The sequence below is a fragment of the Streptomyces actuosus genome (genome assembly GCF_016921115.1).
Taxonomy (GTDB): Bacteria; Actinomycetota; Actinomycetes; order Streptomycetales; family Streptomycetaceae; genus Streptomyces; species Streptomyces actuosus_A.
On the sequence record NZ_JAFFZS010000044.1, the window covers coordinates 25,265 to 39,212 of the forward strand.

Here is a 13,948-nt window from a genome sequence, read left to right on the forward strand (position 1 = left end):
GTTCGGCCTGAACGGGCGCCGTCAGGCCGGACCGGACCCGCGGTCCGGCCCGGCCGCGGCCGGGAGGGCGCGGTCAGTGCCCGAAGTCGAACCAGTTGACATTCACGAAGTCCGACGGCTGCCCGCTGGTGAAGGTCAGGTAGACGTCGTGGGTGCCGGTCACCTCGCTGATGTTCGTCGGGATCGTCTGCCAGGACTGCCAGCCACCGGTGTTGCCCACCGCGAAGCTGCCGACGGGGGCGTTGCCGCGGCTGTCCAGACGCACCTCGACCAGACCGCTCACCCCGGACGCCGCGCCGCTTGCGACCCGCCCGTAGAACTGCCTGGCCGGTGTGGAGCCGAAGTCGACGCCCTTGTACAGCGCCCAGTCGCCGTTGGCGATCCAGCCGATGTTCTGCCCGCCCCCGGAGTCGCTGGTGGTCTCGGTGCCCACCCCGGACTGGCTGTCGTACGACTCGGCCTGGATGGCGCTGTAGGCGTTCCGGCCGCCGCTCGGCGGCGTGGTACCGCCGCCGGCGGACAGCACCTGGACGTAGTCGACGACCATGGGGTGGCCCGGCTCGGTGCCGCCGTCGGGGCCGCCGCCGAAGGCGTTCGGGAAACCGCCGCCCATCGCCACGTTGAGGATGACGAAGAAGCCGTGGTCGGTGGCGTCGGCCCAGGTGGTCGCGTCCACCTGGTTCGCCGTCACGGTGTGGTAGACGGTGCCGTCGACAGAGAACCGGATCGCCTCCGGGCTGACCGAGCGGTCCCACTCCATCGCGTAGGTGTGGAAGCCGGCCTGACAGGTGGCGCCGGGGCAGGAGGTCGAGTTGCCGATGCCGGACGTCTCGTTGCAGGGTCCGCCCGGGCTGGTGCCGCAGTGCATCGTGGCCCACACGGTGTTCAGGCCCTGGACGTTCTCCATGATGTCGAGCTCGCCGACCGAAGGCCAGTTCCGGTAGTCGCCCCGGTACGGCGCGCCCAGCATCCAGAACGCCGGCCAGTAGCCCTTGGCGGCGGCGCCGGTGACGTTCGGCATCTGGATGCGGGCCTCCACCCGCAGCTTCCCGCCGGACGGCGGCTGGAAGTCGGTGCGGTTGGTCTCGATGCGGCCCGAGGTCCAGGCGCCGCCCGCGTTGCGTCGCGGGGTGATGAGCAGGTTGCCGTGGCCGTCGAGTGCGACGTTGTCGGAGCCCGACGTCATCCTCTCGACCTCGCCGGTGCCCCAGTTGGCGGGACCGCCGGGGTAGGAGGTGCCGGTGTCGTAGCGCCAGTCGGCGGTGTCGACGCCGGAGCCGGCGGCGCCGTTGAAGTCGTCGGCGAAGACCTGCGTCCAGCCGGACGGGGGCGTGGGCGCCGAGGCGCTCGCGGACGGGGCGCCGGCCGCGGCGGCTGCCGCCACGAGGCCGAGGGTGCCGAGCGCGGCGACGAGCGCCCGGCGGAACGGGCGCCGTCTGCGGGCGCCGGAGCTTTCACTCATGGGGGATGCCTCCCGGGTACGGGGTGTCGGTGCGGGTGACCGCCGAGAGAGTCGCCCTTCGGGGCTGGTCCTGAGAGCGCTCTCACGGTGCGCGCCCAATGTGCTCCCCGCGGATCCGGTCGTCAAGGCTTGAAGCAGTGAAAGTCGTTCGGGGGGTGCTGGGTTCACGCGGTGAATGGTGCGAATCGACTCAAGCGGCGTTGGTCCTCCGGATGCGCACGCGGCGCCGAGGGCGGCTGGCGGCGCCCCTGAGGCTTCGCGCGCGGGGAGGGGAGCCTCCGCGGGAGTGGGTGCCTGGAGGAGGTGTGTCGGCGGGGTCGGGCGGCTGGGGGAGTGGCGGGCGCAGGTGGGGATGCGCGACGGGGGGAGGGGTGGCGCCGGTGGCGGGGCGGGCGTGTCGCGTCGGATTGTCATGGACGCGCAGTCGGCGTGCCCTCGGTTCGTCGTCCTTTAACTATCAGTGCTCACCGAAGGATCCGTAACCTCACGCCTTGCTCGGCTCCATCTGCAATTCCTCCGGCACTTCACCCCACAGAAGGGACGCTCTGAGGTGATGTCACACAGGACCAGGAAGTCCTCGCCGCGCAGAGCCGCACTCCTCGGCGTCGCCGCCGTCGTCGGCGGGGCCTTCGCCCTGCCGGCGACGGCCGCCGCCGACCCGGTCACGCAGTGCGCCGCCGCCGACTCCGCGATCTACCGACCGCCCGGCTCGGTGACGACCGCGCCGGGCACCGTGCTGGCCTGCCGCGCGGTCGACTCGCTGCCCATGGTGGTGGGCGCCCCCGCCTACCACGCCTGGAAGGCGCTGTACGCCTCGACCGACGGTCACGACAACCCGTCCGCGGTGGCCGGCACGGTGATCGTGCCGGACGCGCCCTGGAAGGGGGCGGGGGAGCGGCCGTTGGTCGCCTTCGCCCCCGGCACGCTCGGCATCGGGCCGCAGTGCGCGTTCTCCAAGCAGCTCTCCGGCGCCTACCAGGACGCCTACGAGGGCCCCAACATCACCGCCCTGCTCCGGGCGGGATTCGCCGTCGCCGCCACGGACGGCGCCGGCTACCTCGACGGACAGGTCCACCCGTACGTGTCCGGCCCCGATGCCGGACACGCCGTCCTCGACATGGTGCGCGCGGCGGCCCGCGTGCCCGGCAGCGGAGTGAGCCCGCGGGCGCAGGTCGGCATCTGGGGCTACTCCGAAGGCGGTGCGGGCAGCCTGTGGGCCGCGCAGCTCGCCCGCTCCTACGCCCCCGAACTGAACGTCGTCGGTGTCGCGTCCGGGGGTGCGCCCACCGACCTGAAGGCCGCCGCCGCGAACCTCGACGGCTCCCTCTTCGCCGGATTCCTGGTCGACGCGCTCATCGGCCTGTCGGCCACGCATCCGGACATGCCCTTCGACGGCATCCTCGGTGACGCCGGCCGCAGGGCGGTGCGCGACGCGAAGACGCTGTGCGCGGTCGGCACCGTGGCGCGCTTCGCCGGTACCCGGGTCGAGCAACTCACCGCGGACCATCTGAGCCTCGCGCAGATGTACGCGCTGAGCGGCCCGGACGGTACCACGTGGAGCGAGGTCGCCGAGGAGAGTCGGCTGGGCGTCGGCGTGGGCCGTCCCGGCTCCGGTGCCCGCTACGAGGTGGGCTTCCCCGTCCTGGAATACCACGGCCTGCTCGACGAGGTGATCCCCGTCGGCAGTGTGACGGTCACCCGCAACGCGTACTGCGCCATGGGCATCCCCGTCGAGTGGAAGGCGTACGGCGCCGACCACCTGCTCGGTGACGCCAGGGCGGTGAACGACGCCGTGGCATGGCTCGGCGACCGCTTCGCCCACCGCACCGTGTCCGCGCCGTCCTGTCGAGCGGGGAACGACGGCTGATCGGGGGCGCGTCCGGCGCCGTGCGGCCTCCCGCGGCGCCGGACGCCGGGTCGGACGCCGGGCTGGGTCTTCGAGGTGCCGCTCCGCTCACCCACCGGAAGGCGTGTCACGGGCGGCGCCGGGTGCCGCCCAAGGGCGCTCCAGCGGGGGGTGGGCGGGGCGCCGTGCGGTCCCCCGATGGAACCTCACTGTATATGAACGTTTGACTGTTCTTTGACAATCCATTGTCGGTGCATTGTCAAGTTTCACGGGAATCCCTGCGAGGTTCATGTGTGCGTCTCCACCCCCACGGGACGCACACATCCAGGAGGACCCCCACGTGATACCCCGTCACCTCGCTGCCACGGCAGCGGCGTTCGTGCTGCTGCCGTTGAGCATCACGGCGCTCAGTGCCACCACTGCCGACGCAGCGTCGAACCCACGCGCCTCGCTCCCCCAGACCGTGAACCCCTCGGTCGGCCGCTCCCATCGGATCGGCGACCTTCCGGCCGGCCAGAAGCTGTCGGTCTCCGTGAGTCTCAGGTTCCACGACTCGGCCGGGCTCGACCGCTTCCTGAAGGCGGTCAGCACCCCCGGATCGCCCGAGTACGGTCACTACCTGACTCCGGCCCAGTTCGCTGCCCGCTTCGGACCCGCCAAGACCGATCTGGACAGGGTCCGCGGCTACCTGTGCAGCCAAGGCCTGACCGTCACCGGCGTCAGCGGCAACCGGCAGGTCGTGTCCGCCACGGGCTCGGTGAGCAAGATCAACAAGGCCTTCGGCACCCACGAGACCACCTACCTCGACACGGCGCGGAACCGCCACTTCTACGCCAACGACAAGGCGGCCACGCTGCCGTCCGACATCGCGGCCGTGGTCCAGGGCGTCTCCGGTCTCGACAACCACACGGTGCGCCACCACAACCTGGTCCGGCCGGCCGCCGCCCCCCTCGCGGCGTCCAGCGGTCTCGGCCCCAGCCAGTACAACGGCGCGTACCGCTTCGACAAGCTCGGCGCGGACGGGACCGGCCAGACCGTCGCGCTCTGGGAGTTCGACGGCTACAAGAAGAGCAATCTGACCACGTACGACAGTCAGTACGGCCTCACCGGGCCGTCCGTCAGCACCGTCTCGGTCGACGGCGCCGACTACGACAGCTCGCCCGGCGACGGCCAGGGCGAGGTCGAACTGGACAGCGAGATCGTCCGCGGTGTCGCCCCCAAGGCCACCCAGCTGATCTACGAGGCGCCCAACTCGGACGCCGGCGAGGTCGACATGGCCGCCAAGGTCGTCTCGGACAACCGCGCCTCGGTCATCTCCATCTCCTGGGGCTCCTGCGAGCCGGACACCACGTCCTCCTCGATGACCTCGGTCAACAACTCCTTCAAGCAGGCCGCGGCGCAGGGCATCAGCATCTTCAGCGCTTCCGGCGACGACGGTTCCCGCGACTGCAGCCGCAGCACCAGCGGGTCGTCCGTCAAGGCCGTGGACTTCCCCGCCTCCAGCCCGTACAACACCGCCGTCGGCGGTACCAACCTGTCCGTCTCGGGCACCACGTACAGCTCCGAGCGGGCGTGGAGCACCAGTGGCGGCGGCATCTCCACCGTCTTCTCCAAGCCGTCCTGGCAGACCGGCACCGCGACCAAGCGCACCGTGCCCGACGTCGCCTCCAACGCCGACCCGGCTTCCGGCTTCGCGATCTACACGGTCGGCGGCTGGCAGGTCTACGGCGGCACCAGCGCCGCCGCCCCTCTGTGGGCCGGTTACACGGCGCTGTACAACCAGAAGGCCGCGGCCGCGGGCCAGGCCGACCTGGGCGAGGTCAACCCGAAGATCTACTCACTGGCGAGCGGCAGCGGCTACTCCTCGGCGCTGCACGACATCACCTCGGGCGGCAACCAGGACTACAGCACCGCCACCGGCTACGACCGGGTCACCGGCTGGGGCTCCCCGATCGCCGACGGGCTCACCAGCGCCCTGATGGGCGACACCGGCGGTGACGGCGGCGGCACGGGCGGAGGTGGCACCTGCACCGCGGCACAGCTGCTCGGCAACAACGGCTTCGAGACCGGTAGCGCCTCGCCGTGGTCCGCCTCGTCCGGCGTGGTGGACGACTCCACCTCCCAGCCCGCCCACGGCGGCTCCTGGAAGGCCTGGCTGGACGGCTACGGCAGCACCCACACGGACACCCTCTCCCAGAGCGTGACCATCCCCGCCGGGTGCAAGGCCACGTTCTCCTTCTGGATGCACGTCGACACCGACGAGACCACCACCAGCACCGCCTACGACAAGCTCCAGGTGCAGGCGCTCAGCTCGGGCGGCTCGGTGCTCGGCACCCTGGCCACGTACTCCAACCTGAACGCGGCCTCCGGCTACGTCCAGAAGTCGTTCGACCTGTCCGCCTACGCGGGCAAGACGATCACGCTGAAGTTCACCGGCGCCGAGGACTCCTCGCTGGGGACGAGCTTCGTCGTCGACGACACCGCCCTGAACGTCTCCTGACGCTCCTTCCGACACCCCGCCGGGGAAGGCCACGGTCGCCTGCCCCGGCGGGGTGCGTCGTCCCGCGTGGGCATTCTCATAGTGGATATGCCGTGACGCGCACACCTCAAGTTGCGTACTGTCCATCCAATTCTGTGGCGTGGGCCGGAACGGGACCGACACCTCTCGGTCCGCCGCGTGAGGGAGAGGACGGACATGGCGCCGACGCGGCAGCTCAAGGAGCCCGCAAGACCGACCGCGCCGCACGGCGCCACCTTCGCCGACGCCCTGCACGCGGCCATCGAGGCCAGTGGCCTCAGCCTGGACCGCATCCGGCACGCACTCGACGCGCGCGGCGTCCGCATCAGCGTCACCACCCTCAGCTACTGGCGACGCGGCCGCAGCCAGCCCGAACGGGCCCCGTCCATGCTCGCGGTCAAACTGCTCGAGGAAGTGCTGGAGCTGCCCACCGGCGCTCTCAGCGCCCTGCTGGGACCACCTCGCCCGCGTGGCCGCTACGCGACGGCGCCACCGGCCGCCGAACGCCTCCACCCCACTGAGCTGTGGCCCGGGGAGCAGTGGATCGCGGAAGTCTGCGAGGAACTCGAAGTCACCCTCGACGACGACCTGGAACGGCTCAGCATCCATGACGTCCTGCAGGTGCCCTCCGGTCCCGGGGAGTGCGTGCTGCGCATGAACCAGGTGGTGCGCGCCGGCGCCAACGGGGTCTCACGCTGCCTGGTCGTCCACGCCGCGGACGAGGACACCGACGAACTTCCCCGGATCGGTGCGGTGCGCCACGCCCGCCTCGGCCGGGTCCGCCACCAGCCGACGACGCGCATCGTCGCCGCGGAGCTGCTGCTCGACGCGCCCCTGAGCATCGGTGACACCGCCGTCTTCGCATACGAGGTGCGGTTCACCGCGGACAGCCCGGCCACCTGCTACGGACGGCGCTTCGCGGTACCGGTGCGGCAGTATGTGCTGCAGGTCCAGTTCACCCCCGGCGCCGCCCCCGCCCACTGCTACCGCTACGAACGCGACCCGGGCTCCGACGCCGACCGGGCCCGCCACCAGCTCTGGCTCGGCGCCTCGGCCAGCGCCCACCTGGTCTCCCTCGACCAGCAGCCGGGCCACGCCGGAATCCGCTGGGAATGGCAGTGACCCCCTGCCGCGCACGGGCCTGGCCGCCGCCGGACGCCGACGGGCGGGGCTCCAGGACCGGGGCACGGCCGCCGGACGGACGGCGGTGGCGCGGACGCCGCGGTGCCGGTGCCGCGCGCCATGATGGAGCCCGGTGACCGGGCCGTCCCCCAGACGACGGAGGCGCCGGCCGTCGCGGTGGCGCGGATCCCGCCGCGGGAGGCGGGCGTCGAGGCGGTCGCGTACGAGAGGTGCGGATGTGAGGCTGACGATTCTGGGCGGTGGCGGATTCCGGGTGCCGCTGGTGTACGGGGCGCTGCTCGGCGATCGCGGCGCCGGCCGTGTGACCCGGGTCGTGCTGCACGACCTCGACCGCAGCCGCCTGCAGGCCGTCACCCGGGTGCTGCACGAGCAGGCGGCGGGTGTACCGGACGCGCCGGAGGTGACCGCCACCACCGACCTCGACGAGGCGCTGCGCGGCACCGACTTCGTGTTCTGCGCGATCCGCGTCGGCGGCCTGCAGGGCCGCGCCGACGACGAGCGGGTGGCGCTCGCCGAGGGCGTGCTCGGGCAGGAGACGGTCGGCGCGGGCGGCATCGCCTACGGACTGCGGACGGTTCCCGTCGCCGCGGGCATCGCCCGGCGAGTGGCGCGCCTCGCCCCCGACGCCTGGGTCATCAACTTCACCAACCCCGCGGGACTGGTCACCGAGGCCATGGCCCGGCACCTCGGCGACCGCGTCATCGGTATCTGCGACTCCCCGGTCGGCCTGGGCCGCCGTGTCGCCCGGGTGCTCGGCGCCGACCCCCGTGAGGCGTTCGTCGACTACGCCGGCCTCAACCACCTCGGCTGGGTGCGTGCCCTGCGGGTGGCCGGGCGGGACCGGCTGCCCGACCTGCTCGCCGACCCGGACCTGCTGGGCTCCTTCGAGGAGGGCCGGCTCTTCGGCGCCGCCTGGCTGCAGTCCCTGGGAGCGATCCCCAACGAGTACCTGCACTACTACTACTTCAACCGCGAGACCGTGCGGGCCTACCAGGACGCCGAGCGCACGCGCGGCGCCTTCCTCCGCGACCAGCAGGCCGGCTTCTACGAGGAGATGCGGGACCCGGACGCCCGCGCGCTCGCCGCCTGGGACCGCACCCGCGCCGAACGGGAGGCCACCTACATGGCCGAGAACCGGCGGACCGCCGGGGCCGGGGAGCGCGAGGCCGACGACCTGTCGGGCGGCTACGAGAAGGTGGCTCTGGCGTTGATGCGGGCCGTCGCACGCGACGAGCGGACCACTCTCGTCCTCAACGTCCGCAACCGCGGAACGCTGTCGGCCCTGGACGGCGACGCCGTCGTCGAGGTGCCCTGCCTGGTCGACGCGAACGGAGCGCACCCGATCACCGCCGACCCGCTCCCGGACCACGCCACCGGGCTGGTCCGCGCGGTGAAGTCGGTCGAGCGGGACGTCCTCGACGCCGCCGGGTCCGGCTCCCGCGCGACGGCCGTCAGGGCCTTCGCGCTCCATCCGCTCGTCGACTCGGTGTCCGTCGCCCGTCGGCTCGTCGAGGGCTACACCGCCGTCCACCCCGGCCTCGCCTACCTGCGGTGAGCCGCCGGCCGGGAACCGGATCGTCGCACGTGAGCACCTCGGGCCGGTCGGCCGACCCCCGTACCGCGGCCGACCGACCCGAGCCCCCGTGTGCTTCCCCCGTTCCCCCCGGTGCGTCCCCCGTTCCCCCGTTCCCCCCGTTCCCCCGTGCGGTTCCCCCGTTGTCCTTCTCTCGTATGAGCGACTGTCGCGCCTCCTGATACACCCCTGCGGAAAAGAAGTCCCCCCGATCCGTGACCGGGGGGACGTCGGGGGCTCGCGCAGGGTGCGTGCGGGTGCGGTCAGCCGGTGAATCCGGCGGTGATGGAGGTGAACTGCCAGTTGCTCTGGCTGATCCCGGAGCAGTTGCTGGTCACCCCGCCGCCCGGGCAGGGGCGGTCCCGGTTGACCGACCAGAAGGCGAGCCGGGCGATGTGGTGCCCGTTGGCCCAGTCGCGGATCTGGGTCCAGATCGTGGGCGTGGTGTTCTCCCGCTGGTCGGACAGGCCGTTCATGCCGGAGATGCCGATGTGCGCGTAGGCGGTGGCGTCGTCCCAGCCGAAGGTGGACTTCAGCTTGCTCTTCAGCCCCTCGGCGGCGTTCACGGTGTTGCCGTACATGTCGGACCCGCCGCCGAAGTCGAACGGCATGATCGTGAAGACGTCGATTCCGGCGCCGATCGACTTGGCCTGCTCGATCAGCCGGTTGCCGTAGTACGTGGGCCCCGTCGTCGACGTCCCGAAGGTCACGATGGTCCGCAGACCGGGGTTGTTCGCCTTGAGGGTCTTCAGCGCGGTGAGGATCTTCGCCTGCACGGCCTCGTTCTCGAACTCGTCCGAGTTCTCGATGTCGAAGTCGACCGCCTTGAGCCCGAAGGCGTCGATCACCTTCTGCGTCGCCGCGGCGAGCGCGCTCGCGGAGGAGCAGTTGGCGCCGAGCTTGCTGCCCTGCCAGCCGCCGAACGACGGCACCACGTCACCGCCCGCGGCGCGGATCTGGTTGATGGCGGTCTGGTCGACGCCGCCGGTCAGTGACCGCTGGCCGTCCCAGGCGGGGGTGCAGCCCCCGGAGTCCAGGACGAACGCCATCGTGAACGCCTTGACGCCGGTCGCGTTCATCACCGTCTGCGGGTTGGGCGGGTCGCCCCAGCCCTCGTAGAGATAGGGCGCGGCCTGCTTGAAGCCGGAGCCTCCCCCGCCGCCGCCCGCATCGGTGGTCACGGTCACGGCGTTCGAGGCGGCCGAGGTGTTCCCGGCGGCGTCCCGTGCCCGGACGGTGAAGGTGTAGGAGGTGCTCGACGCCAGTCCGCCGACCGTGCCGGCGGTGCCGGAGACGCTGAGCACCTTGCTCGACCCGCGGTAGACGTCGTACCCGGTCACGCCCACGTTGTCCGTGGCGGCGTGCCACGCCAGCGACACGCTCGACGAGGTCTTGCCGGTGGAGGTCAGGCCCGTGGGCGCGGTGGGGGCCTGGGTGTCGGAGCCGCCTCCTCCGCCGGGGCCGTCGAGGCTGACGTCGTCGGCGTAGTACGAGCCCTGCGCGTACCAGCCGTGGAGGTAGACCGTGGCGCTGGTCTGCGAGGCGCCGGTCGTGAAGGACACCGACAGCTTGCTGTACGACGACGGGGAGGTCGTCCAGGTCGAGGGACCGCCGTTCACGCCGAGGTACACGTAGGAGCCGCGCACCCAGCCGCTGAGGCTGTACGTGGTGTTCGGTTGCACGGCGACGGTCTGGCTGCACTGGGCGGTGTCGCTGGAACTCGCGGCGCCCTGAAGAGCCTTGGAGCCGCCGTGCACGGGGGAGGAGACGACGGAGCCGAGGTTGCCGGTGCAGGTCCAGGGGGAGAGGCCGGCCTCGAAACCGGGGTTGGTCAGGATGTCGGCCGCCTCGGCGGTGCCGGGCAGGGCGACGGCGCCGGTGAAGGCGAGGGCGGCGGTGCCGAGCAGGGCGAGAAGACGGCGTCTCGGACGTCGGGGAAGTGAGGTGCGCACACGATCTCCCTGGAGGAGTGGGGGTGTTCGGGAGGCACGAACGTGCTCGATGGTGCGCAACCAAGTTGGTATGGACCAATCGCGCTGTCAAGGGGAAGCGGTGAATTGGTCCATACCTGTTGGGTGTTCGGGTCAGAGGGGCAGCGCCTGTGCGGCCTGTGCCGCTTGCGCCGGCTGGTTCGGCTCGACGGGCTGGGCGGGGGCCGGCACCGCCGGCAGCGGCTCTCGCTGCGGCGGCAGCGTCACCGGCCGCAGCGGCCGGGGCCCGGAGACCACCGTGTAGTCCTGCCCGAGGAACGGCGGTGCCATCTCACCGGGGTCCTCCCCGAGCGCCAACTGCACCGCCGCCCACGGGACGTTGATCCCGCACAGGGACAGCTGGTGCAGCCCGCCCGCCGGGCGGGTGTTGACGTCCAGCAGTACCGGCCGGTCGCCGTACATCCGGAACTGGATGTTGGAGAGATGGTGCAGACCGAAGCCCTCGGCGATCCTCCGGGCCGGCTCCAGCCACTGCTCGTGCAGGGTGAAGCCCCGGCGCCTGCCGTTCTTGGTGCGGCCCACCGCGAGTCGGATCCGGTTGTCCGGTCCGGTCAGGCAGTCCACCGACACCTCGGGCTCCTCCAGGCGCGGCATCACCAGCCAGTCCACCGGCTCCTCGGCCCGCCGCATCGCGTCCACCACCAGCTCCAGCGGCACGTACGGGCCGGGGAAGCCGCCGAGGTGCACGAGCGAGAAGGGCGCACGGGTGATCACACGGAAACCCACCCCTCCCGCACCGGACGCCGGCTTGAAGCACGCCTTGTGCCCCGCGTCCTCCAACTCGTCCACGGCGCCGATGAGTTCGTCCGCCGTGCGGACCCGCCACCACGGCGGCACCGGTACCCCGATCGCCTGTACGGCCTGGTAGGCGACCACCTTGTCCTGGAAGACGGTGACCGCCTCGGGCGGCGGCGCCAGCAGCGCCGTGCCGAGTGCCGCGAACTCGGCGCGGTGCGCCACGATCGCCGCCTGGTGCAGCCTCGGCACGAACACGTCGATGCCGCGCCGCTGGCACTGGTCGAGGGCGTACTCCACGTACCCCGCCGCGGACAGGCCCTCCGGCTCCAGCTCGGCGGTGTCGGCTGCCGCCAGCACAGGGGAGTCCGCGTCACCGTGCGTGGCATGGATCTCCACGGCCCGGTCGCCGGGATTTCGGCGCAGCTGATCCATGAAGAACACGTTCTCCGCGTACGTGCGGTTGAGCCAGACGCGTACGCGAGAGACCATTCAGGCCGCCTTTCAGGGTTCGCGGGCAGGGCGAAGCGGCCCGTGCCCGGGCAGGATGGAGGGAGGGACACCGGACCGCACTGCGCGAAGAGAGGTTCCGGCGGCGGTGTTGGGGGCGATCATACGGCTTTCCCGTGCCCCCGCGTGCAACGCCCGTGTTACGGAATTCCGGCCCGGAAGGCCCCTGTTTCCCCGATCTCCGCGACCGGCCGGGAATGTGCTTGTCCGCCGCCGGTGAATGTGTTGTCGTGATGCCAGTCATGTGACTGGACGGGGGAGAGAACGTGGCGTCGACGGCCGGTGGTGCCGGGCAACTGCTGGCCATCAGTGATCTGCACATCGGGTACCCGGAGAACCGTGCTCTGGTGGAACAGATGCGCCCGGAGACGGACGACGACTGGCTGCTGGTCGCCGGCGACGTCTCGGAGAAGGCCGCGGACATCCGCTGGGCCCTGAAGACCCTTGCGAGCCGCTTCCGCCAGGTGGTGTGGGCGCCGGGCAACCACGAGCTGTGGACCCACCCCCGCGACCCGGTCACCCTGCGCGGTGTCGAGCGCTACCAGCACCTGGTCGCGATCTGCCGCGACCTGGGCGTCCTCACGCCCGAGGACCCCTACCCCGTGTGGGAGGGCCCCGGCGGCCCGGTCGCGATCGCCCCGCTGTTCCTGCTGTACGACTACTCCTTCCTGCCCGAGGGCTGCAGCACCAAGGAGGAGGGGCTGGCCTACGCCCACGGCACCGGCATCGTCTGCAACGACGAGTTCCTGCTCCACCCGGACCCGTATCCGAGCCGCGAGGACTGGTGCCGGGCCCGGGTCGCCGAGACCGAGCGCCGGCTGTCGGAACTGCCCGACGGCCTGCCCACGGTGCTGGTGAACCACTACCCGCTGCACCGGCACCCGACCGAGGTCCTGTGGCACCCCGAGTTCGCCATGTGGTGCGGCACCGGGCAGACCGCCGACTGGCACCGCCGCTTCCGCGTCGCCGCCATGGTCTACGGGCATCTGCACATCCCCCGCACCACCCACCACGAGGGCGTCCGCTTCGAGGAGGTGTCCGTGGGCTACCCGCGCGAATGGCGCAAGCGCGCGGACGAGCCCGGCCGGCTGCGCCGCATCCTGCCGCTGGAGGTCGCAGCCCGGTGATCGAGGAACTGCTGCCCGCGTCGGTGGCCGCCGTGGAGGCCCGCATCGACGACGACGCAGCCGTGGCTGCGGCGGACGAGGCCCTGCTCCACCCCGAGGAGGCCGCGCTCGTCGCCCAGGCGGTGGCCAAGCGGCGCCGCGAGTTCGCCGCCGTACGGGCCTGCGCCCGCCAGGCCATGGAGAAGCTCGGGGTACCGCCGCAGCCCGTGCTGTCGGGCCGGCGCGGCGCCCCTCGCTGGCCGGACGGTCTGACCGGCAGCATGACCCACTGCGACGGCTACTGTGCCGCCGCCCTCGTGCGCACCGCCGACCTGGCGTCCCTCGGCATCGACGCCGAGCCCCACGGGCCGCTGCCCGAGGGCGTGCTGCCCGTCGTGACGCTGCCCGCGGAGCGGGACCGGCTGCGGCGGCTGTCCGTCGCTCGCCCGGACATCCACTGGGACCGGCTGCTGTTCAGCGCCAAGGAGTCGGTCTACAAGGCGTGGTTCCCCCTCACCGGGCTCTGGCTGGACTTCTCCGAGGCCGACATCGACCTGTGGGCCGACCCCGGCTTCGACGTGCCCGGCCATGGCGGTCTGCGCGCCGAACTCCTGGTGCCCGGGCCGACGGTGGACGGCCGCCGCGTCCAGACCTTCGAGGGCCGCTGGACGGTCCGGCAGGGTCTGGTGGCGACGGCCGTGCCGGTGCCGCACGGCTGAGGGTCCGTCACGGCCGCGGGTGCCACCGCTCCAGCAGGCGGAAGAACTCCGCCTCGTTGCCCGCGAGGCCCGCGCGGGTCAGCGCCTGTTCGGCCTCGGCGAGCACGGCCGGCGGCACCACGGCCGCCCGCGGCCCGTCCGGAGCGGTGTCCGCCTGGGCGAAGGCGGCCCGGACCGTGTGCAGCAGGCGCAGATAGGCCTGTACGGCGCTGCGTTCGCGGTCGGTCGGAACGGCGGTCGGCATGGTACGGCTCTCCCCGCGTCGATCTGGTCGCGGCGGGGACTCTCCCCGCTCCACCAGCTTGCCGCCCCCCACTGACAATCGGGTCGCGCCGAGGCCCGGTT

Annotated in this window: 10 protein-coding genes; 6 read left to right on the plus strand and 4 right to left on the minus strand. The window is 72.1% G+C overall.

Annotated elements, in window-relative coordinates:
• Positions 1-73: 73 nt before the first annotated feature.
• The gene (locus JS756_RS32160) at positions 74-1,462 is read right to left on the minus strand and encodes a glycoside hydrolase family 16 protein (RefSeq protein ID WP_205386798.1); all 1,389 of its coding nucleotides are present in this window, start codon (positions 1,460-1,462) and stop codon (positions 74-76) included.
• 553 nt (positions 1,463-2,015) lie between these two features.
• Here JS756_RS32160 and JS756_RS32165 point away from each other — a divergent pair.
• The 4 genes from JS756_RS32165 to JS756_RS32180 all read left to right on the plus strand — a co-directional run bounded on the left by JS756_RS32165 (position 2,016) and on the right by JS756_RS32180 (position 8,524).
• Positions 2,016-3,329, plus strand: a complete 1,314-nt coding sequence (locus JS756_RS32165) for a lipase family protein (RefSeq protein WP_205386799.1) — start codon at positions 2,016-2,018, stop codon at positions 3,327-3,329.
• Between the two features lie 319 nt (positions 3,330-3,648).
• Positions 3,649-5,808 carry a S53 family peptidase gene (locus tag JS756_RS37695; RefSeq protein WP_205386800.1) on the plus strand — a complete coding sequence of 720 codons (2,160 nt, stop codon included), beginning with the start codon at positions 3,649-3,651 and terminating at the stop codon, positions 5,806-5,808.
• A gap of 195 nt (positions 5,809-6,003) precedes the next feature.
• Entirely contained in the window at positions 6,004-6,948 is a 945-nt protein-coding gene (locus JS756_RS32175; protein ID WP_205386801.1) for a hypothetical protein, read from the plus strand.
• A gap of 238 nt (positions 6,949-7,186) precedes the next feature.
• Positions 7,187-8,524, plus strand: coding sequence for a 6-phospho-beta-glucosidase (locus JS756_RS32180; protein ID WP_205386802.1), 1,338 nt, complete (start codon positions 7,187-7,189; stop codon positions 8,522-8,524).
• A gap of 281 nt (positions 8,525-8,805) precedes the next feature.
• Here the strand turns inward: JS756_RS32180 and JS756_RS32185 are convergent, their stop codons facing one another.
• A complete protein-coding gene (locus JS756_RS32185; RefSeq protein ID WP_205386803.1) occupies positions 8,806-10,494 on the minus strand; it encodes a carbohydrate binding domain-containing protein in 1,689 nt (562 codons plus the stop codon).
• Between the two features lie 132 nt (positions 10,495-10,626).
• A complete protein-coding gene (locus JS756_RS32190) occupies positions 10,627-11,760 on the minus strand; it encodes an ATP-grasp domain-containing protein (RefSeq protein WP_205386804.1) in 1,134 nt (377 codons plus the stop codon).
• Between the two features lie 284 nt (positions 11,761-12,044).
• Between JS756_RS32190 and JS756_RS32195 the strand changes: the two genes are divergently transcribed.
• Both JS756_RS32195 and JS756_RS32200 read left to right on the plus strand, forming a co-directional pair.
• A complete protein-coding gene (locus JS756_RS32195; RefSeq protein ID WP_205386805.1) occupies positions 12,045-12,905 on the plus strand; it encodes a metallophosphoesterase family protein in 861 nt (286 codons plus the stop codon).
• A complete protein-coding gene (locus JS756_RS32200) occupies positions 12,902-13,603 on the plus strand; it encodes a 4'-phosphopantetheinyl transferase family protein (RefSeq protein WP_205386806.1) in 702 nt (233 codons plus the stop codon). The genes JS756_RS32195 and JS756_RS32200 overlap by 4 nt, the downstream gene beginning before the upstream one ends.
• 7 nt (positions 13,604-13,610) lie before the next feature.
• Here JS756_RS32200 and JS756_RS32205 read toward each other — a convergent pair whose 3' ends face one another.
• Complete coding sequence (locus tag JS756_RS32205) at positions 13,611-13,847, minus strand: hypothetical protein (RefSeq protein WP_205386807.1); 237 nt, start codon at positions 13,845-13,847, stop codon at positions 13,611-13,613.
• Between the last annotated feature and the right edge of the window lie 101 nt (positions 13,848-13,948).